19 protein-coding genes (1 of these 19 running past the window's edge) are annotated in these 16,657 nt (G+C 62.9%); 12 read left to right on the top strand and 7 right to left on the bottom strand.

The window, feature by feature from the left end; translation table 11 throughout:
- On the bottom strand, nucleotides 1-848 hold the 5' portion of the coding sequence (glpX, locus tag BHQ40_RS12935) for a class II fructose-bisphosphatase (protein WP_070156287.1). It extends 127 nt beyond the left edge of the window; 848 of the gene's 975 nt are visible here — the first part of the coding sequence; it begins with the start codon at nucleotides 846-848; its stop codon lies off the left edge, out of view.
- 149 nt (nucleotides 849-997) lie between these two features.
- Here glpX and BHQ40_RS12930 point away from each other — a divergent pair, with 149 nt between their 5' ends.
- The gene (locus BHQ40_RS12930; RefSeq protein WP_139139298.1) at nucleotides 998-1,315 is read left to right on the top strand and encodes a hypothetical protein; all 318 of its coding nucleotides are present in this window, start codon (nucleotides 998-1,000) and stop codon (nucleotides 1,313-1,315) included.
- A gap of 21 nt (nucleotides 1,316-1,336) precedes the next feature.
- Here BHQ40_RS12930 and BHQ40_RS12925 read toward each other — a convergent pair whose 3' ends face one another.
- Both BHQ40_RS12925 and BHQ40_RS12920 read right to left on the bottom strand, forming a co-directional pair.
- Nucleotides 1,337-2,632 carry a homoserine dehydrogenase gene (locus tag BHQ40_RS12925; RefSeq protein WP_070156285.1) on the bottom strand — a complete coding sequence of 432 codons (1,296 nt, stop codon included), beginning with the start codon at nucleotides 2,630-2,632 and terminating at the stop codon, nucleotides 1,337-1,339.
- A gap of 124 nt (nucleotides 2,633-2,756) precedes the next feature.
- Nucleotides 2,757-3,626 (bottom strand): hypothetical protein, encoded by an 870-nt coding sequence (locus tag BHQ40_RS12920; RefSeq protein WP_070156307.1) that lies wholly within the window; start codon nucleotides 3,624-3,626, stop codon nucleotides 2,757-2,759.
- A 252-nt stretch (nucleotides 3,627-3,878) separates the two neighbouring features.
- On the opposite strand from BHQ40_RS12920, the gene BHQ40_RS12915 reads away from it, so the two are divergent.
- From BHQ40_RS12915 to BHQ40_RS12890, 6 genes are all read left to right on the top strand, one after another.
- The gene (locus BHQ40_RS12915; RefSeq protein ID WP_070156284.1) at nucleotides 3,879-4,526 is read left to right on the top strand and encodes an energy transducer TonB; all 648 of its coding nucleotides are present in this window, start codon (nucleotides 3,879-3,881) and stop codon (nucleotides 4,524-4,526) included.
- An 82-nt stretch (nucleotides 4,527-4,608) separates the two neighbouring features.
- Nucleotides 4,609-5,367, top strand: coding sequence for a MotA/TolQ/ExbB proton channel family protein (locus tag BHQ40_RS12910; protein ID WP_070156283.1), 759 nt, complete (start codon nucleotides 4,609-4,611; stop codon nucleotides 5,365-5,367).
- Nucleotides 5,368-5,479: 112 nt separating this feature from the next.
- Nucleotides 5,480-5,968 carry an ExbD/TolR family protein gene (locus BHQ40_RS12905; RefSeq protein WP_070156282.1) on the top strand — a complete coding sequence of 163 codons (489 nt, stop codon included), beginning with the start codon at nucleotides 5,480-5,482 and terminating at the stop codon, nucleotides 5,966-5,968.
- Nucleotides 5,969-5,995: 27 nt separating this feature from the next.
- A complete protein-coding gene (locus BHQ40_RS12900) occupies nucleotides 5,996-6,418 on the top strand; it encodes an ExbD/TolR family protein (RefSeq protein WP_070156281.1) in 423 nt (140 codons plus the stop codon).
- A 43-nt stretch (nucleotides 6,419-6,461) separates the two neighbouring features.
- Nucleotides 6,462-6,884: an ExbD/TolR family protein gene (locus BHQ40_RS12895; protein WP_070156280.1), complete on the top strand. Its 423-nt coding sequence runs from the start codon at nucleotides 6,462-6,464 to the stop codon at nucleotides 6,882-6,884.
- A gap of 169 nt (nucleotides 6,885-7,053) precedes the next feature.
- On the top strand, nucleotides 7,054-7,377 hold the full coding sequence (locus BHQ40_RS12890; RefSeq protein ID WP_070156279.1) for a PilZ domain-containing protein: 324 nt from the start codon (nucleotides 7,054-7,056) through the stop codon (nucleotides 7,375-7,377).
- A gap of 28 nt (nucleotides 7,378-7,405) precedes the next feature.
- On the opposite strand, the gene BHQ40_RS12885 is transcribed toward BHQ40_RS12890, so the two are convergent.
- Nucleotides 7,406-9,199, bottom strand: coding sequence for an ABC transporter transmembrane domain-containing protein (locus tag BHQ40_RS12885; protein WP_070156278.1), 1,794 nt, complete (start codon nucleotides 9,197-9,199; stop codon nucleotides 7,406-7,408).
- Between the two features lie 148 nt (nucleotides 9,200-9,347).
- Between BHQ40_RS12885 and BHQ40_RS12880 the strand changes: the two genes are divergently transcribed.
- The gene (locus tag BHQ40_RS12880) at nucleotides 9,348-10,571 is read left to right on the top strand and encodes a polyhydroxyalkanoate depolymerase (RefSeq protein ID WP_070156277.1); all 1,224 of its coding nucleotides are present in this window, start codon (nucleotides 9,348-9,350) and stop codon (nucleotides 10,569-10,571) included.
- A 147-nt stretch (nucleotides 10,572-10,718) separates the two neighbouring features.
- Here BHQ40_RS12880 and BHQ40_RS12875 read toward each other — a convergent pair whose 3' ends face one another.
- Nucleotides 10,719-12,002 (bottom strand): class I SAM-dependent methyltransferase, encoded by a 1,284-nt coding sequence (locus BHQ40_RS12875; RefSeq protein WP_070156276.1) that lies wholly within the window; start codon nucleotides 12,000-12,002, stop codon nucleotides 10,719-10,721.
- Between the two features lie 111 nt (nucleotides 12,003-12,113).
- Here BHQ40_RS12875 and dgcA point away from each other — a divergent pair, with 111 nt between their 5' ends.
- The 4 genes from dgcA to BHQ40_RS12855 all read left to right on the top strand — a co-directional run bounded on the left by dgcA (nucleotide 12,114) and on the right by BHQ40_RS12855 (nucleotide 14,331).
- Nucleotides 12,114-13,106 carry an N-acetyl-D-Glu racemase DgcA gene (gene dgcA / locus BHQ40_RS12870; protein ID WP_070156306.1) on the top strand — a complete coding sequence of 331 codons (993 nt, stop codon included), beginning with the start codon at nucleotides 12,114-12,116 and terminating at the stop codon, nucleotides 13,104-13,106.
- A gap of 93 nt (nucleotides 13,107-13,199) precedes the next feature.
- Complete coding sequence (locus tag BHQ40_RS12865; protein ID WP_070156275.1) at nucleotides 13,200-13,496, top strand: hypothetical protein; 297 nt, start codon at nucleotides 13,200-13,202, stop codon at nucleotides 13,494-13,496.
- Nucleotides 13,497-13,586: 90 nt separating this feature from the next.
- Nucleotides 13,587-13,958: a DUF1428 domain-containing protein gene (locus BHQ40_RS12860; RefSeq protein ID WP_070156274.1), complete on the top strand. Its 372-nt coding sequence runs from the start codon at nucleotides 13,587-13,589 to the stop codon at nucleotides 13,956-13,958.
- A gap of 118 nt (nucleotides 13,959-14,076) precedes the next feature.
- The gene (locus BHQ40_RS12855; RefSeq protein WP_070156273.1) at nucleotides 14,077-14,331 is read left to right on the top strand and encodes a Kazal-type serine protease inhibitor family protein; all 255 of its coding nucleotides are present in this window, start codon (nucleotides 14,077-14,079) and stop codon (nucleotides 14,329-14,331) included.
- Nucleotides 14,332-14,382: 51 nt separating this feature from the next.
- Here the strand turns inward: BHQ40_RS12855 and BHQ40_RS12850 are convergent, their stop codons facing one another.
- Together BHQ40_RS12850 and BHQ40_RS12845 are read right to left on the bottom strand one after the other, a co-directional pair.
- Complete coding sequence (locus BHQ40_RS12850; RefSeq protein ID WP_070156272.1) at nucleotides 14,383-15,546, bottom strand: mechanosensitive ion channel family protein; 1,164 nt, start codon at nucleotides 15,544-15,546, stop codon at nucleotides 14,383-14,385.
- 16 nt (nucleotides 15,547-15,562) lie between these two features.
- Nucleotides 15,563-16,576 (bottom strand): DNA topoisomerase IB, encoded by a 1,014-nt coding sequence (locus tag BHQ40_RS12845; RefSeq protein WP_070156271.1) that lies wholly within the window; start codon nucleotides 16,574-16,576, stop codon nucleotides 15,563-15,565.
- Nucleotides 16,577-16,657 lie beyond the last annotated feature (81 nt).

Here is a 16,657-nt window from a genome sequence, read left to right as displayed (position 1 = left end):
GTGACGCCAGTCGCCGCGAAGATGCAGTCGCCGATCGCCAGTTCCTTAAGGTCATAGACCTTGTCCAGATCCTTGATGCCCCATTTATAGGCGCGCTGCTTCTCATCCTCATTGCGGAACAGCAGGCGGCCCTTGAACTGGCCGCCGACGCAGCGCAGCGCTGCGCAGGCCAGAACGCCCTCCGGCGCGCCGCCCGAACCCATATACATGTCGATGGTGGTTTCCGGGTCGGTGGTGGCGATCACGCCAGCGACGTCGCCGTCCGGGATCAGCATGATCCCGCAGCCAATGGCGCGCAGCTCGGCGATCAGCTTTTCGTGGCGCGGACGGTCAAGCACGCAGACGATGATCTCGCCGGGCGTCACGCCCTTATGCTTGGCGACCGCCTCGACATTCTCCTTCACCGACTTGTTGAGGTCGATAATGCCTTCGGGATAGCCGGGGCCAACCGCCAGCTTCTCCATATAGACGTCTGGCGCATTCAGCAGGCCGCCTTCCTCGGAGATCGCCAGCACGGCCAGCGCGTTCGGTCCTGCCTTGGCGGTGATCGTGGTGCCCTCCAGCGGATCGAGCGCGATGTCGATGCGGGGGCCGCTGCCGATGGCGCTGCCAACCTTCTCGCCGATATAGAGCATGGGGGCTTCGTCGCGCTCGCCTTCGCCGATGACGACGGTGCCGTCCATATAGAGGTCGTTAAACGCGATTCGCATCGCTTCGACGGCGGCGGCATCGGCAGCCTTTTCGTCGCCCCGGCCGATCAGCTTGGACGCTGCGATGGCGGCGGCTTCGGTAACCCGCACCATTTCCAGCACCAGAACGCGATCGAGGACCGAACTTGCCTGCACCATATGGAGAATCCCCTAAATTCTTGACGTCGCCGCCCGGATAGGCCGTCCCGCCAGTCTTGTCGAGCATGGGCGCGCGTCCTTTTGTTCCGTTCTGGGGCGTGAGGAAACAGTTTCGCGACAAGGGCGTTAGCATCGGAAGGAAGGGTCCGATGATCGCATTCATGCTCGCCATTGCCGTTACGGCTTCCGCGACCGCCGGTGCGCAAGGCCATGGCGCGCGCGCCGCCGACGGACGGCCCTGCGCCTTGAGCGGAACATGCGTGAACATGCGCAGCGAGGGGGACGATATCCGGCTGTCCCGCTCTCTGCCGCCGGGCGAGGACCGGAAGATGGATGCCTATAATATGTCGCCCAGCCGTCAATGCGGCCTTATCGGCGGCCAGAGATGCCCTGGAAAGGGGCGTCAGATATGGCGGCTGGGCGAACCGGTCCGTCATACGATCGCCCGCAGCTTCGGGCTGAATTGACTCTCGCCAGCTAGGCCGGCGTCAATCGAGGATATGCATGACCATCGGCGCGTCGAGCAGGCTGTCCGACCCGGCCAGACGGGCCAGCGTGTCGGCGATGCGATATTCCTGGCCCTCATGGGTGACGATGGCCATCAGCACGCCGTCCTTCCGGTTGGCGCCGCGCTGGATCATGCTTTCGATGGAGACGCCCGCATCGCGGGTCGCCGCTGCGATCTCGGCAAGCACGCCCGGCCGGTCCTGCACTTCAAACCGCAGATAGGCTCGCCCGGTGCGCTTGCCCGCATCGGCCTTATGCTGCGCCAGCAGCGACGCGACCGGCATGGCGAAGGGATCGCCATATTCGTCGCGCGCCACGTCGATCAGGTCTGCGACCACCGCCGACGCCGTGGGGCCATCGCCCGCGCCGCGCCCTTGGAAGAACAGCCGGCCGACAAAATTGCCGTCCGCCACCACGGCGTTGAGCGACCCGTCCACATGCGCCAGCGGATGATCCATCGGCACCAGCATCGGGTGCACGCGCTGGAACAGGCCAGCCGCGCCATTTTCCGCCATGCCGACCAGCCGGATGCGGAACCCCAGCGCCGCCGCTTCCGCAATATCCGCGGCGATGACGTGCCGGATGCCGGTGATGTTCACGCCCGCAAAGTCCAGTTCCGTGCCGAACGCCAGGCTGGCCAGGATGGACAGCTTGTGCGCGGCATCCACGCCGTCAATGTCGAAGCTTGGATCCGCCTCGGCATAGCCAAGCTCCTGCGCTTCCTTCAGCACCTCGTCGAACCCGCGCCCGTCCTTTTCCATCGTGGTCAGGATGTAATTGCAGGTGCCGTTGAGGATGCCATAGACGCGGCTGATCTCATTGGCCGCCGCGCCTTCGCGCAGGCCCTTGATGACCGGGATACCGCCCGCCACCGCCGCTTCATATTTCAGGGCGACTCCGGCCTTCTCTGCGATTGTCGCAAGAGAAAGCCCGTGATGGGCGATCATCGCCTTGTTCGCCGTGACGAAAGGTTTCCCGGCCGCCAGGCATTGCCGCGCCAGGGTCAGGGCAGGGCCGTCCGATCCGCCGATCAGTTCGATGACGACGTCGATATCTTCCCGCGCCGCCAGGGTCGTCATGTCGTCGACCCATTCATAGGATGACAGGTCGACGCCCCGGTCCTTGCTGCGGTCCCGCGCCGAAATGGCCACGACCTCGATCGGACGGCCTGCGCGGCGCGCGATGAGGGCGCTGTTGGTTTCCAGCAGCCGGATGACGCCGCCGCCAACCGTGCCGAGTCCGACTATGGCCAGGCGCAGCGGCCGTTGATCTGTCATGCGTCTTGTCCGATCCCTGAATCACTGACCCCAGAATGCCGGCCAGAGAATATAGGCCAGAGGGTAGGAGGCGCTGATAGACGGACGTTCCGCCCTTTCCAAGGGCTGTCGTTCCCCAATCCGCTTATCTGGCCGTGCGGGTCCTGCCGCACTGTCCCAATCCTGCGCGGACAATCGCATAATCCCGCTTTGCGGCCTCCGCGTCGGTGACGCCCAATGTGCGTGTGGAGGCGATAGGAAGCGTTTGAGGAAGGCTGCAGGCCAGGCGATACCACAGCAGCGTGCCGCGCTGCGGCGTCGCCGCGGCCTCGTCCACCACCTCGCCCAGGGCGACGGCCCATTGCGCCTGCTCGCCGGGGCGGCTGATGATTGACAGCGACACTGGCTGCCCATTTTCGGTTTTCAGGAAAATCTGGGTCTCGCCTTCCCCTGCGATCGTGCCCGCAACATGGAATGCGTCGCCCACGCCCACAATATGCGGCGGCGCATCCTGACCCAGCAGTTCGGAAACCAGCGCCTTTGCGGTGGAGTCCGCCGTCGGCGTCCAGTCGATCTGCGCATCGCGCGCAACGAGCTGCAACTGGCCCGGCCTGGCGCCACGCTGGGCGAAGATCAGCACTTGCCGCTTCTTCAATTTCGGCGCCTTGCCCTTCCGGTCAAGGGGGGCGTCGTAAAGGTAGGAGACGGTCGGCGATATTCCGTTCTCGCCGCGAATCAGTCCAACCACTTTGGCTTCTATATAGAAGCGCTTGAAGCCCGCCGGGACCCCCGTCGCCTGCTTCGCGCTGAGCGCTGTCGCCTGTGTGATTTGTGCTTTCGCTACCACGGGTGCGGCCACCGCCAGATCGGCATAATCGGCATAGGAAAGGGCGGTCGCGGAGGGAGAAACTGTTGCGGATGATTGAGCAGAAACGGACTGGAATCCATGGTTTGAGGCTAAAATGAGGCATCCGGCTAACAGAATGCGCAGTTTGGGCATGGCGGGTATTTGCATAAGGTTCGTCCTGCTCATTGGGCGTGGCGGCAATGCCACAGGCAAGTGTTTTCCCGGTCGTATAGTGAACGTATTCATCATAATCGATAAAGCGTTTGCGTCACGCGATTGCCCGCGATAGGAGTTGATGAGATAGCAAACAAGCGGACTAGGGCCAAAAGATGAACGGGGAGACCCGGTCACCTGTTGGCCTTTTATGGCCGGTCGGTCGCCAATTTATTGAGAAGTCGAGTTAAGGAGTGTCGTTGCTGAATGGCTTACGCTGACCACTCACAATCTTCGAGTCGCACGATTTCGATCGTCATCGTCGCCATTATCCATGCGGTATTGGGATATGCGTTCGTTACCGGACTTGGCATGAAATATGTCAAAAAAGCGGCAGAACAGTTGAACGTCATCGACGTGAAGGAAGAACCGCCGCCCCCCGACGAGGAGCCGCCGCCCCCGCCGCCCGAAAAGCAGGTTGAGCCACCCCCCGTGGTCGCTCCTCCGCCGATCGTGCAGACGCCGGTCGTCGCCCCCCCGATCCAGACGGTTCGTACGCCTCCGCCGGTGTTCAACCCGGTCCCGGTTGCGGCTCCGCCGCCTCCGCCGGCACCCGTGGTCAGCAAGGCTGCTGGCGCCAAGGGCAATCCCGCAAGCTGGGTGTCCTCGGACGATTATCCCGCGTCGGCCCTTCGCGCCGAAGCGGAAGGCACGAGCGCCATCACCTGGGAGATCAACGAACAGGGGCGTGTCGAAAACTGCCGCGTTACCTCGTCCAGCGGCAATGCCGATCTTGATGAGGCGGCATGTAAGGCGATGACCCGTCGTGGCCGTTACACGCCGGCAGTCGACCAGAATGGCAGCCCCATTCGTTCGAGCCAGTCGCGGCGCATCGTGTGGCGCCTGCCGCAGTGATCTTTCTTTACGGGAAGCGGCCGGCGGCCTTCGCCGGCCCGTTTCTCAATCTTGATTTCTATTTGAGAGGGAAGTGTTGAACATGTTGATCGAAATCGCAGCAGCCGCCGCCCCGAAGGCGGCTAACCCGTACGGCCTTATGGAAGCGCTCGAACAGGGCGGTGTTATCGCCTGGACCGTTTTCATCATTCTCTGCGGCATGTCCGTGGGTACCTTCTACATCCTGTTCACCAAGCTCATCGAGCAGCAGAAGGTGATCAACCAGTCGAAGAAGGTTCGTGCGACTTTCTGGCGCGCCGCCAGCCTGAAGGAAGGCTCGGCCAAGCTGGAGAAGAACTCGGCCTACAAGCAGCTCGTCGATGACGGCATCGCCGCTCAGGAACAGCACAGCAAGCTGACCGACCCCGTTGAAGCCCATGACTGGCTGCACGGCTCGCTCGCCCGTTCGGAAGCCGCAATCAACTCGAAGCTGGGCGGCGGTCTCGCCTTCCTCGCGACGGTTGGCGCGACCTCGCCGTTCATCGGTCTGTTCGGTACGGTTATCGGCATCTACCGCGCGCTGATCAAGATCGGCGCTGCCGGTCAGGCATCGATTGACGCGGTTGCCGGCCCGGTCGGTGAAGCTCTGATCATGACCGCGCTGGGTCTGGCCGTGGCCGTTCCCGCCGTTCTGGCCTACAACTTCCTGCAGCGCCGCAACAAGTCGATCGCCGAGGGCCTGTCGGCCTTCTCGACCGACCTGCTCGGCTACCTGGTTTCCGGCGGCGCCGTGAAGCCGGTTGGTTCGGCTGCTCCGGCTCCGGTTGCGAAGCCCGCGACCGCCGCAGCGACCAAGGCCTGACCTCCAAGTCTTCTGGATGGCGCTCGCGCGCCGTCCAGGCTGCCGGGGGCGATGGAGGGGAAACCCGTCTCGCCCAGGTCACCAAAAGATTGATATGTTAGGATACTGATCAATGGCAATGAGCGTTGGATCCGACGGCGGCGATGAAAAGCCGATGTCCGACATCAACACGACGCCTCTGGTGGACGTCATGCTGGTGTTGCTCATTATCTTCCTTATCGCGGTTCCGGTCGTGGTACAGACGGTCGACCTTAAGCTTCCCAAGGTCGCTTTCGAACCGACCACGACCAAGCCGGAGAATGTCTCGCTCTCCGTCACCTCGGCTGACGATGGCAGTTGCGCGGTTTACTGGAACATGACGAAGGTCAATTCCGAAGATCTGCTCAACCGGGCGGTCGCCAAGCTGGAAGCCGACGTCAAGAAGGCTGGCGGTGTGGAAAACCTGACGCCGGAGGATCTGCCCGAAGTGCATATCCGCGGCGACATCAATGTGCCCTACCGGTGCATTGGCGGCACGATCTACACCATGCAGCGCGCTGGTTTCCCGAAGGTCGGGTTCATTTCCGAGCCGGAGCCGGGCCAGAACGTTCAGCGTCTCTGATCGGTTGAAGCGAGAGGATATTAGCGGATGGCAATGAGTGCAGGCTCAGATGATGGTGAGCCGATGATGGAAATGAACACGACGCCGCTCATCGACGTCATGCTCGTTCTGCTCATCATGTTCATCATCACCATCCCGATCCAGACCCACGCGGTGAAGATCGATCTGCCTCAGAGTTCCCCGCCGACTGATACGCCGATCGATCCTGTGAAGAACAAGGTGTCGATCGATCCGGCCGGCACGATCGCCTGGAACGGTACGCCGATCGATCTGCTGACCCTGCGTCAGTATCTCAATGAATCACTGAAGCTGCCGGTGGAGCCGGAGCTGCAGTTTCAGCCGGACGCGCAGACCCGCTATGTTGTGGTCGACGAGGTTCTGGCGGAGATCAAGCGGGCTGGGGTCACCAAGATGGGCTTCGTCGGCAACGAACAATATGGCAGCTTCTGATCGCAAGTCAGGTCGCGCATAAAAAGTCTAGGAGTTTTCGACAATGGCAATGAGTGCTGGCTCTGATGATGGCGAGCCGATGATGGAAATGAACACGACGCCGCTCATCGACGTCATGCTCGTTCTGCTCATCATGTTCATCATCACCATCCCGATCCAGACCCATGCGGTGAAGATCGACCTGCCGCAGAGTTCCCCGCCGACCAATGAGATCATCGACCCTGTGAAGAACAAGGTGTCGATCGATCCGGCTGGCACGATCGCCTGGAACGGTACGCCGATCGATCTGCTGACCCTGCGTCAGTATCTCAATGAATCGCTGAAGCTTCCGGTGGAGCCGGAACTGCAGTTTCAGCCTGACGCGCAGACCCGCTATGTCGTGGTCGATGAGGTTCTGGCGGAGATCAAGCGGGCAGGCGTCACGAAGATGGGCTTTGTCGGCAACGAACAGTACGGCAGCTTCTGATCGTAACCGGATATCGATGAATAGAGAAAAAGGGCCGCTTCTGCGGCCCTTTTTTAATCCAGTTTAAGGCGAATGCGCGATTGCTTGGTTCACGGTTAACCCGTTTGTTACACATGCCTTTTATCAGGAAAGGCGAATATAGGGTCCACAAGACCACGGGTAGCGCACAGTGTCTTACAATGTCTCCGAGGGACGGTCGACCGACCGGCATAATGTCCTGATAGGTGTCCGGCTTCGCCGGCCCGGCGAGACGTGGTTCACCAGCCGCATCGCAGATCTTTCCGTTGGCGGCTTCCGGTTGCAGAGCTTCATCAAGCTGGTGCCGGGCATGGAATTATGGATCATGCTGCCGGGGTTCGAGGGCCGGAAGGCGCAGGTTACCTGGGCAAAGGGGCATGAGGCTGGCTGCGCTTTCGAAAGCCCGCTGCACCCGGCCATCCTTGACCATATTCTGAAAGTCGGCGCCTCCCCCCGCAGGGTCGCGGCCCGATAGTCCCGGACATCCCGTACCCGGCGGCCTGTCAGCCCGCAGGAGCGTCCTGAAACTGCAGCCGCGCCAACCGGGCATATAGTCCGCCCTTGGCATAGAGCGTCGAATGCGTGCCCTGTTCCGCGATCCGCCCATTGTCCATGACGATGATCCTGTCCGCCGCGCGCACCGTGGCCAGGCGATGGGCGATGACGATGGTCGTCCGGCCCTTCATCAACACCTCCAGCGCATCCTGCACCAGCCGCTCTGACTCCGCGTCCAGCGCGGACGTCGCCTCGTCCAGCAACAGGATAGGCGCATCGCGCAGAAGCGCACGGGCAATCGCCACCCTCTGCTTCTGTCCGCCGGACAGGCGCGTCCCGCCTTCGCCCATATAGCTGTCCAGACCTTCGGGCAGGGCGCGCAGGAACGTCTCGGCATTCGCCGCGCGCGCCGCCGCCCAAATCTGCTCATCGGTCGCGTTCCAGTTTCCATACCGCAGATTGTCGCGCGCGGAGGCGGCAAATATCACGCTCTCCTGCGGCACCATCGCCATTGCGCTCCGCACGTCGGCCGGGTCGGCATCCTTGAGCGAAACGCCGTTCAACCGCACCGCCCCGGCATCGGGATCATAGAAACGCTGCGCCAACTGGATGAGCGTGGATTTCCCCGCGCCGGAAGGTCCCACCACCGCGACGGTCTCGCCGGCTTCTATGGTCAGGTTGAAATGTTCCAGCGCGGCGGTGTCTGGCCGTGTGGGATAGCGGAAAGTGACATCCTCGAAGCTCAACCGCGCGCCCGCGCCGCCTGGTATCTGCTGCGGATTCGGCGGGGCGGCGAGGTCGGGTTTGGCGACCATAAGTTCGTTCAGGCGGCTGGCGGCTCCCGCGCCGCGCAGAAGGTCGCCCCAGGTTTCGGTCAGCGCGCCGAACGCGCCGGCGACCAGGCCGCCGGTCAGGACGAAGGCCGCGATGCTTCCGCCCGACAGGCGTCCGGCGGCGACATCCAGAGCGCCTTGCCACATCACCAGCACGATGGAACCGAACACCAGGGATATCACGACGCCGGTCATGCACGCGCGCAGGATGATCCGGCGCTTGGCCGTCGCAAAACCCTGCTCGACGGCGGAGGCGAAACGCTGCTGCTCCCGCGCTTCCTGTCCGAAAGCCTGCACGATCTTCATCGCGCCGAGCACCTCCGCCGTGATGCTCCCGATGTCGGCAAGCCGGTCCTGGCTGGACCGAGAAAGAGACCGCACGCGCCGCCCGATAGTGACGAGCGGCAGAAGGATGATCGGCAGGCCCAGCAAGAGCAGCCCGGTTAGTTTCGGCGCTATGGTGAACAGGTAGATGATGCCGCCAAAGCCCATCACCGTGTTGCGCAGCGCCACCGAAACCGTCGACCCCACCACCTGTTCGATAATCGCCGTGTCCGCGGTCATGCGCGATGCGATCTCCGACGGTCGGTTTTCCTCGAAGTAACGGGGCGCCTGACGCAGCAGGTTGCGCTGCACCGCATTGCGGATATCGGCGACAACCCGTTCGCCCAGCCAGGAGACGAAATAGAATCGGGATGCGGTCGCGACCGCCATGATCGCCACGATCATCAGAAGATATTCGAACCAGCGGCTGATATCCTCCGGCCTGCCGCCGACGAAGCCCCGGTCTATGACCAGCCTGAAACCACTGGGAATCGCCAGCGTCGCCGCAGCGGCGACAAGCAGTGCGATGGCCGCTGCGACGATCCGCCACGGATAATGCAGGGCCGTCGCCCAGATCATCTTGAGGCTGCCGAGGCGGCGGTCGTTCGGATTTTCCGCCGTTGGCGCGGTTCGGGAGTCTGTCATGATGGGGCCGCTTAGCAGGGGTACCCTGCCGTCTCAATCAGGTACAATGGAACCAAGGTCCAAGCGTAGGAATTTTTGCGTTGCGGTATATATTGGATTAAGGCTCCGCACCGCCCGCTCCGGCGGTGCAACAGAAACGGGATTCGCGATGCTTTACAATGCCTATGAGGTTCAGCGCAGTTTGTTGGCAGGCGCCAGCGCTTGGGCGAATGCGGGCGTGGAGCTGCTCAACAATCCGGCCAATCCGCTGGCCTATTTTGGCGGCGGCCCCGTCATGGCGTCGGCGCTCAATGTGTTCGCGCATGCCGCGGCGCCGCGCGGCAAACCGGAATTCGGCCTGGATCACACCATCATCGATGGAAAGACCGTCGAGGTTTCCGAACGGATAGAGGCGCGGAAAACCTTCGGCCAGCTCAAGCATTTTGTCCGCGAGGGCGTTGCTCCCGGCGCGCCGAAGCTGCTGATCACTGCGCCCATGTCCGGGCATTTCGCGACGCTGTTGCGCGGAACGGTGGAACGAATGCTGCCTGGCCATGATGTATGGATCACGGATTGGCGGGACGCGCGGAATGTGCCGCTGTCCGAGGGCAGCTTCGATCTGGACGATTATGTCGACTATCTGAAGGACTGGCTGATCCATATTGGCGAGGGCGCGCATATGCTTGCCGTTTGCCAGCCTTCTGTGCCGTCCTATGCCGTCGCTGCGCTGATGGCCGCGGAAAACCATCCCTGCCGTCCGCGCACGCTGACCATGATGGGCGGGCCGATCGACACGCGGGAAGCGCCGACCGTGGTCAATACGCTGGCGACGGAGCGGCCGCTGAGCTGGTTCGAGCAGAATGTCGTGGCGACGGTGCCGTTCCAATATCCGGCCAATGGCCGCCGGGTCTATCCGGGCTTCATGCAGCTTGCCGGGTTCATGACGATGAACCTTGGCAACCACATGATGAGCCATTGGGAGATGTTCAAGCATCTGGTCGAAGGCGATGATGAAAGCGCCGACGCCACCAAGGAATTTTACGACGAATATCGGTCCGTCTGCGACATGACGGCCGAATTCTATCTGCAGACCGTGAGTGAGGTGTTCCAGAAGCATAGTCTGCCCAAGGGCGAGCTGATGCATCGCGACACGCTGATCGATCCCACCGCGATCAAGGACATTGCTCTATTGGCGATTGAGGGCGAACGGGATGATATTTCTGGGCTGGGTCAGACCAAGGCCGCGCTGACCATCTCTACCAACCTGCCCGCCAAGCTGAAAAAATATCATATGGCCCCCAATGTTGGCCATTATGGCATCTTCAACGGCAGCAAGTGGCGGACGAAGATCGCCCCCATCGTCGAGGCGTGGATCAAGACGCACGACAAATAAGTATTTCGCGGGATAGATGCAGCGCTTAGTTCTATCCTGACTAGCCATAAGGCGCAGCGCGCTCCTGCGCAGGCAGGAGCCTGGTTCGGACAGCGGGACTGGCTCCTGCCTGCGCAAGAGTATGTCTCCGGCTAATCAAGACAAGCTCTAGCTGGCGATTTGCGCCGCCAGTTCCAGCGCGCGCGCCGGAGCCACCGCGCCGGTGACCGCGAATGCGACATCGCCGACTTCCCAATAGGCAATGCTCTCACCCGATCGCGTGGCAAGCAGGGGCTTTGCCTCGGCCGGCGTTTCGGCCTTGTCGGCAAAGAGCGACACGGGTTCTCCTCCCGGAGCGGTCAACGACACGGCGACGGCGGGACCATCGGATGTCGGATAGAGCTGCACATCGCGCACTGCCCATCCTGACGGCATGACGGGCAGTTGAATGCCGGTCGACCGCGCAATTTCCGCCCTGTCCAGCTTCGGGCTTTCGACCTGCGACCGCATTGCCTGGCGCAGCAGGCCGTTGCGGTGGGACGCCGCGGCTTCGTCCACGAAGCTGTTCGCTTGCGCGGCTGCGGGAAATTCTCCCATGGCGCCGCGCGCTATCCATCCGGTGGCGATGAGCGCTGCAATGCCGGCGGCGCGAGCGGCATGCCGCCATGTCCGGCCATTGTCGTTCGCTGCCAGCGGGGCAAGGCCGCTTATATGCCTGCGTCCGACCAGCGTCCCCTTGGTCCCGTCGGTTTCCAGGGCGAAGTCGATATCCGTCCACTGCTTTCGCCACCGGCGCGCGACAAGCCGCTCCCCCGGACGTGCCGCATCGTCCAGCAGGATGACGCCGCCCGGCACCAGCCGCGAAAACAGGCTGTCGGCGGCGCCGCGAACCAGCGGATGCACGGACCAGGGCGGCCCGTCGATGATGATCATGTCGATCTGGTCGGGCAGCGCATCTATATCATACCAGCGTCCCGGCCAGCCTTCGACCTCAGCCTCCAGCGGCGCATGACGGATATCGACCGTCAGGCCATTCTCGGCCAGCCAGTGGCGGGTCGCATCGACAAAGCCCTCATGCTGGTCAAAACTGAGCAGCCGTCCTCCGCCGTTCAACGACAACGCCTTTGCCGTGACCAGCGTGGATGCGCCCGCGCCCAGCTCGACCACGATGCGGGGCCGGAGCCGTTCGATCTGGGTGACGATATGCCGCAGGAATCCGGTATCCGCTTTCCAGCTCCCCAGATGGGGCAGGGCGTCATGCGCAAGGCCCAGCCTGTCCATCAACGCGCGTTTGTCGGCCTTGCGGCCGCCCCACAGGCTGCGCAGCAACCAGGGCCAGCCGATCGCGCCAAAGGCCATGCGCCAGGCGAAATCGCTCGCCTGCTGGCCAAGGGGCCGCCCCGGCACGGAGTCGTCGAGGGAGAGGAGGCCCGTAAGTTCGCGCGATGTCACATGAAAATCCTTAGCCTTGGGGGAGGGCGTCCCGTTTCTACCCCGATGATACTGCAGGGGAAAGTCCATCTGCTATTTGCGAAAACGCACTGAGTCTCTATTGGGGTGCGCGTGGTCAAACTGCTCTCCGCAACCGTCGAACGCTGGCCGGTGGCCGGCTCCTTCATCATCAGCCGTGGGGCCAAGACGCATGTCGATGTGATCGTCTGCGAAGTCGGCGACGGCGCGCATGTCGGCAGAGGGGAAGCGACGGCAATCTATTATGAGGGGGAGACCGCCGAGGACTGCGCGCTGGCCATCCGTTCCTATGATGGCCCGCTGGACCGGCGGGCTTTGCTGGGAAAGATGGACAGGGGCGCCGCCCGCAATGCGCTGGATTGCGCCTTGTGGGATCTGGAAGCCAAAATGGCGGGCCGGCCGGTATGGCAACTCGCCGGACTTGACCGGCCCGGCCCGCTGCCCACGGCCTTCACCATCAGCCTGAACGACCCCGCGCAGATGCAGGCCGATGCCCGCGCCGCTTCAGCACGGGGTTTCGGCCTGCTCAAATGCAAGCTGACAGGCGAGGGAGACCAGGAGCGAATAAGGGCCGTGCGCGCGGGCGCGCCCTCGGTCCGGCTGATCGTCGATGCGAATGAGAGCTGGGCCAATATGGACATTGGCGCGGAAGCGGAAGCGCTTGGACGGCTGGGCGTCGAACTTGTTGAACAGCCGGTGCCTCATGGGCGGGAAGATATGCTGGAGGGGGTGCGTTCCCCCGTACCCTTCTGCGCGGATGAAAGCTGCCACACCAGCGATGATCTGGACCGGCTGACCGGCTTTTCCGCCGTGAATATCAAGCTCGACAAGGCGGGCGGACTGACCGAGGCGTTGCGCCTGCGGGCCGCCGCGCGGGCGCGGGGTCTGAAGGTGATGGTCGGCTGCATGCTCGGCACATCGCTTGGCATCGCTCCGGCGGCGCTGGTGGCGCAGGGCGCGGACTGGATCGATCTGGACGGCGCGCTGCTGCTGGCGAAGGATCGGGACGGCGCGCTCATGATGCATGATGGCTTGCTGGAGCCGGGAACTCTGTGGGGAGAGGTTGACGGCGTTGAATCCGCGTAACAAAAGGGCGAACGGGCAGCGGGGCGCCAGCCGATCGGGGATAGCGGTCCTTCGCCTGTGTGATCGACGGGTTCACCCGCAATGGAGCCGCATATGGCCGAACCAGAATTGATCGCCGGAGCGCTCGCCGGCTGGCAGCGGACAATGACCAACTATGGCTGCGTCCTCACCATTCAGGTCGGGGAGAGCGAGGAGCAGTTCGAAACCCACGAATATCAGCGGGTTCTGGTTGCGCTGAACGACCGCCAATTGCGTTCGCTGGCGCGCGACCTGCAACGCGCCGCCGAAACGCGCGGCATTCAGTTGTGGGGCAAGCCGGGCTTCTTCTCGCGCATTTTCCGCCGCAAGAAACTGCCGGATGTTCAGGTGCACCCGCTGGTCCAGGCGTAGCCGTCCGTGGCGTGATCACCGGTTCGCAGGACGTCACCTATCCGGGCGTGGCTTCGTGCGGCGGTTCTGACCGACGGAAGGAGAATGCGCATGTCCTATATTGACGGGTTCGTTCTTGCGGTGCCGACCGCCAACAAGGATCAGTTCATCACGCATTCCCGGCTGGGGGATTCCGTGTTCATGGAGCTTGGGGCAACCCGCATTCTCGAATGTTGGGGCGATGATGTGCCGGATGGCAAGCTGACCGATTTTCGCCGCGCCGTGCAGGCCACGGCAGAGGAAACGGTGGTCTTTTCCTGGATAGAATGGCCCGACAAGGCAACTCGCGATGCGGGCATGGCGCGGCTGGACGATCTGGTGAAAACGGATGACCGCTTCAATCCGGAGAAGAACCCGGTGCCGTTCGACGGAAAGCGCATGATCTATGGCGGATTTGCGCCTGTCGTCACGCTCGGGGAATAGAGCGGCTGTTCAGCGGCGGTTGGCCGGGCGTCGCCGACATCCCGTCCTGACTTGCAATTATCATGGTTAAGGATCAGCATCCCTGACGCTGTGGGGGCGGATAAAAAAGGGGAGTGCCATGAAGCGTTCAATCCTGCCGGTGTCCAGCCTCGCCGCCATCTTGATATTGACCGGGTGCATGGAAACCATGCCCGGACCGGATCGCCCGCGTCCGCCCCGGCCTCCCCGCCCGGAAAAGCCGATCTGCACGCGCGAATATGCGCCAGTCTGCGCGACAAAAGGGTGGCGGCGCAAGACGTTCAGCAATGAATGCATGGCGCGCGCAGAGCGCTATACGGTGATCAGTCCAAAGCCATGCGATAAAGACAGGTGATGGGGTTGCGTCGCTGAAACCCTGTCGGCGCGGGGCAGGTAGCCTGGCTTTCTATCCTGCGCTCTTGCTGCTCCGCGCTTTCGCCTCCCTCTCAGGATAGGGCATGATTGCGCGCCCGTCCGGCGCGGCGGTGAAGCTCATCTGGGTGGGATAGGCGAACTCAATGCCTTCCTCGTTGAACCGCTTCAGAATGGCGAGGCCGACCTTGTGCCGGGTCATGAAGAAGTCGTTCTTGTCGGGATCGGGCACGTCGAAATCCAGTTCATAATCCAGTGAGCTTGCCCCGAAAGTGACAAGTCCAGCCTGAACGAAGGTCATGCCCTGCGCCTCTACGACGTCTTTCAGCATGGCGGGGATCGCTTCCGCCGTTTCCTGCGGCGTCTGGTAGATAACGCCCAGCACGAACTTCACCCGCCGCCGCGTCAGCTTCTGCAGGCTGGTGATTTCCTTCTGCAGCAGGTTGGCGTTGGAAATGACCTTTTTCTCGCCGGTCATGGCGCGCAGGCGCGTGCTTTTCAGGCCGATCTTCTCCACCCTGGCCGTGGTGGTGTCATAGGTGATGATCTCCCCCCGGCGGAACGGCTTGTCGAAGATGATGGAGAGCGCGGCGAACAGGTCGGAGAAGATGCCCTGCGCGGCAAGGCCGATGGCGATGCCGCCTATGCCGAGACCGGCGACGAGGCCGGAGACGTTGACGCCCAGATTGTCGAGCACGACCACGGTCGCAATGGCGAATAGCGCGACCGTCACCAGAATGCGGATGATCCCCATCGCATTGGCCAGCGTGTCGTTGTCCGCGTCCTCGCCCGTGCGCCGCTCGATGAAGCCGATGATGATTTCCCGCGCCCAGATCGCGCCCTGGAACACGGCGGCGACAGTGAAAAGAAACTGGACGGTCTTGAGCACCAGTTCCGGTGGGCTGGCGTAGCCCGCGACCAGCCGTGCCGACACCATGACCATGAAGAAATGCGTCGTCTTGCTGATTGCTCGTCCCAGCAGCGCGCCGAAGCTCAGGAATTCCGATTTGCGGGTAAGCCGTTTTCCAAATTCGCGGAACGCCGCGAGCAGAAGGTAAATGAGGACGCCCGCGCCCACGGCGATCATGATCTGCACGGCGTGGACGGAGAACCAGGCGAGTGTGGTGTTCCACAATTCGGTCAGACTGACCGGGCTTATGGGGGGCAGATCCAGGGCGGCCGCTTTCTTGGCGCTCATAAATTTCCTTCTTCGGTCAGGCCGCCAGCTTCGCCGGGGCGGCGTCGCTGCCCTCCAGCGCTTCAAGCAGCGCGATCAGGCCCCGCTCGTGGCGGGACAGATAGCGCGTCTTGCGCGGCAGGCGAAGCCCCTCGCGCCACTGGCTGTGTCCATTTTTCGCCAGATCGAGGAGGGCAGGGTGGATATAGCTTTTCCGGCTGATCGCGGGCGTGTTGCCAAGGGCCTCCGCAACCGGCTCGATCATCTGTTTGAGCGATGCAGCCCCTTCGCTCAGCGCCTCGAACGCCAGCACCGATGCGCCCCAGGTACGGAAATGCTTGGCGGTGAAGGCTTCGCCCATCGCCTCGGAAATATAGGCATTGACGTCTGAGGAGGTGACGGGGTGCGCTTCGCCGTCCTCGTCGAGATATTGGAACAGATGCTGGCCGGGCAGGTCCTGTACCGCGCGCACGAACCGCAGCAGGGCTGCGTCAGTGATCGCCAGGGTGCGCGCCTTGCCGGACTTGGCGCGGTAGGACAGGCGCAGGGTGCGCCCCTTCACATCGGCATGGCGGCGGCGCAGCGTGGTCGCGCCATAGCTCTTGTTCTCCCGCGCATATTGCTCGTTGCCGACGCGCACCTTGCCCAAATCAAGCAACCGGACGACGGCCGCCACCGTGCGATCCTTGCCCAGCGCGCGGGTGGCGAGGTCGCTCTCGATCCGGGCGCGCAGCAGCGGCAACGCCCGCCCAAAGGAGGCGCAGGCGTCATATTTGGCGGCCTCCCGCGCGGCACGGAAATCGGCATGATAGCGATATTGCTTGCGCCCCCGGTCATCGAAGCCGGTTCCCTGGATATGGCCGCGCGGGGAGGGGCAGAACCAGCAGTCGCCATAGGCGGGCGGCATGCCGATCGCGTTCAGCCGGTCGATTTCCTCCCGGTCGGTGATCCGTGCGCCGTCCGCGTCATAATAGCCCCAGCCGCGCGTCATCTTCTTGCGGCTGATGCCGGGCAGGCTGTCATCGACATAGACAAGACCTGACTTCGGCATCGGGGCGCATCCTTTCCTTCTCATCCCGCTTATCCCGGTCAACCCGCCGTCCATCGCTTCGTTCCGCTGTCGGGCCGCAAC

It is taken from the genome of Sphingobium phenoxybenzoativorans (assembly GCF_001757355.1).
Taxonomy (GTDB): domain Bacteria; phylum Pseudomonadota; class Alphaproteobacteria; order Sphingomonadales; family Sphingomonadaceae; genus Sphingobium; species Sphingobium phenoxybenzoativorans.
This window is presented reverse-complemented; position numbering and strand designations above follow the sequence as displayed.

What these genes read in the sequence shown, in the direction of transcription:
- BHQ40_RS12880 (WP_070156277.1), top strand. Translation starts at nt 9,348, where the DNA reads ATGCTTTACAATGCCTATGAGGTTCAGCGCAGTTTGTTGGCAGGCGCC.
- BHQ40_RS12860 (WP_070156274.1), top strand. Translation starts at nt 13,587, where the DNA reads ATGTCCTATATTGACGGGTTCGTTCTTGCGGTGCCGACCGCCAACAAG.
- BHQ40_RS12845 (WP_070156271.1), bottom strand. Translation starts at nt 16,576, where the DNA reads ATGCCGAAGTCAGGTCTTGTCTATGTCGATGACAGCCTGCCCGGCATC.
- BHQ40_RS12895 (WP_070156280.1), top strand. Translation starts at nt 6,462, where the DNA reads ATGGCAATGAGTGCTGGCTCTGATGATGGCGAGCCGATGATGGAAATG.
- BHQ40_RS12885 (WP_070156278.1), bottom strand. Translation starts at nt 9,199, where the DNA reads ATGACAGACTCCCGAACCGCGCCAACGGCGGAAAATCCGAACGACCGC.
- BHQ40_RS12850 (WP_070156272.1), bottom strand. Translation starts at nt 15,546, where the DNA reads ATGAGCGCCAAGAAAGCGGCCGCCCTGGATCTGCCCCCCATAAGCCCG.
- BHQ40_RS12855 (WP_070156273.1), top strand. Translation starts at nt 14,077, where the DNA reads ATGAAGCGTTCAATCCTGCCGGTGTCCAGCCTCGCCGCCATCTTGATA.
- BHQ40_RS12865 (WP_070156275.1), top strand. Translation starts at nt 13,200, where the DNA reads ATGGCCGAACCAGAATTGATCGCCGGAGCGCTCGCCGGCTGGCAGCGG.
- BHQ40_RS12910 (WP_070156283.1), top strand. Translation starts at nt 4,609, where the DNA reads ATGTTGATCGAAATCGCAGCAGCCGCCGCCCCGAAGGCGGCTAACCCG.
- BHQ40_RS12920 (WP_070156307.1), bottom strand. Translation starts at nt 3,626, where the DNA reads ATGCAAATACCCGCCATGCCCAAACTGCGCATTCTGTTAGCCGGATGC.
- BHQ40_RS12930 (WP_139139298.1), top strand. Translation starts at nt 998, where the DNA reads ATGATCGCATTCATGCTCGCCATTGCCGTTACGGCTTCCGCGACCGCC.
- BHQ40_RS12905 (WP_070156282.1), top strand. Translation starts at nt 5,480, where the DNA reads ATGGCAATGAGCGTTGGATCCGACGGCGGCGATGAAAAGCCGATGTCC.
- BHQ40_RS12900 (WP_070156281.1), top strand. Translation starts at nt 5,996, where the DNA reads ATGGCAATGAGTGCAGGCTCAGATGATGGTGAGCCGATGATGGAAATG.
- BHQ40_RS12925 (WP_070156285.1), bottom strand. Translation starts at nt 2,632, where the DNA reads ATGACAGATCAACGGCCGCTGCGCCTGGCCATAGTCGGACTCGGCACG.
- BHQ40_RS12915 (WP_070156284.1), top strand. Translation starts at nt 3,879, where the DNA reads ATGGCTTACGCTGACCACTCACAATCTTCGAGTCGCACGATTTCGATC.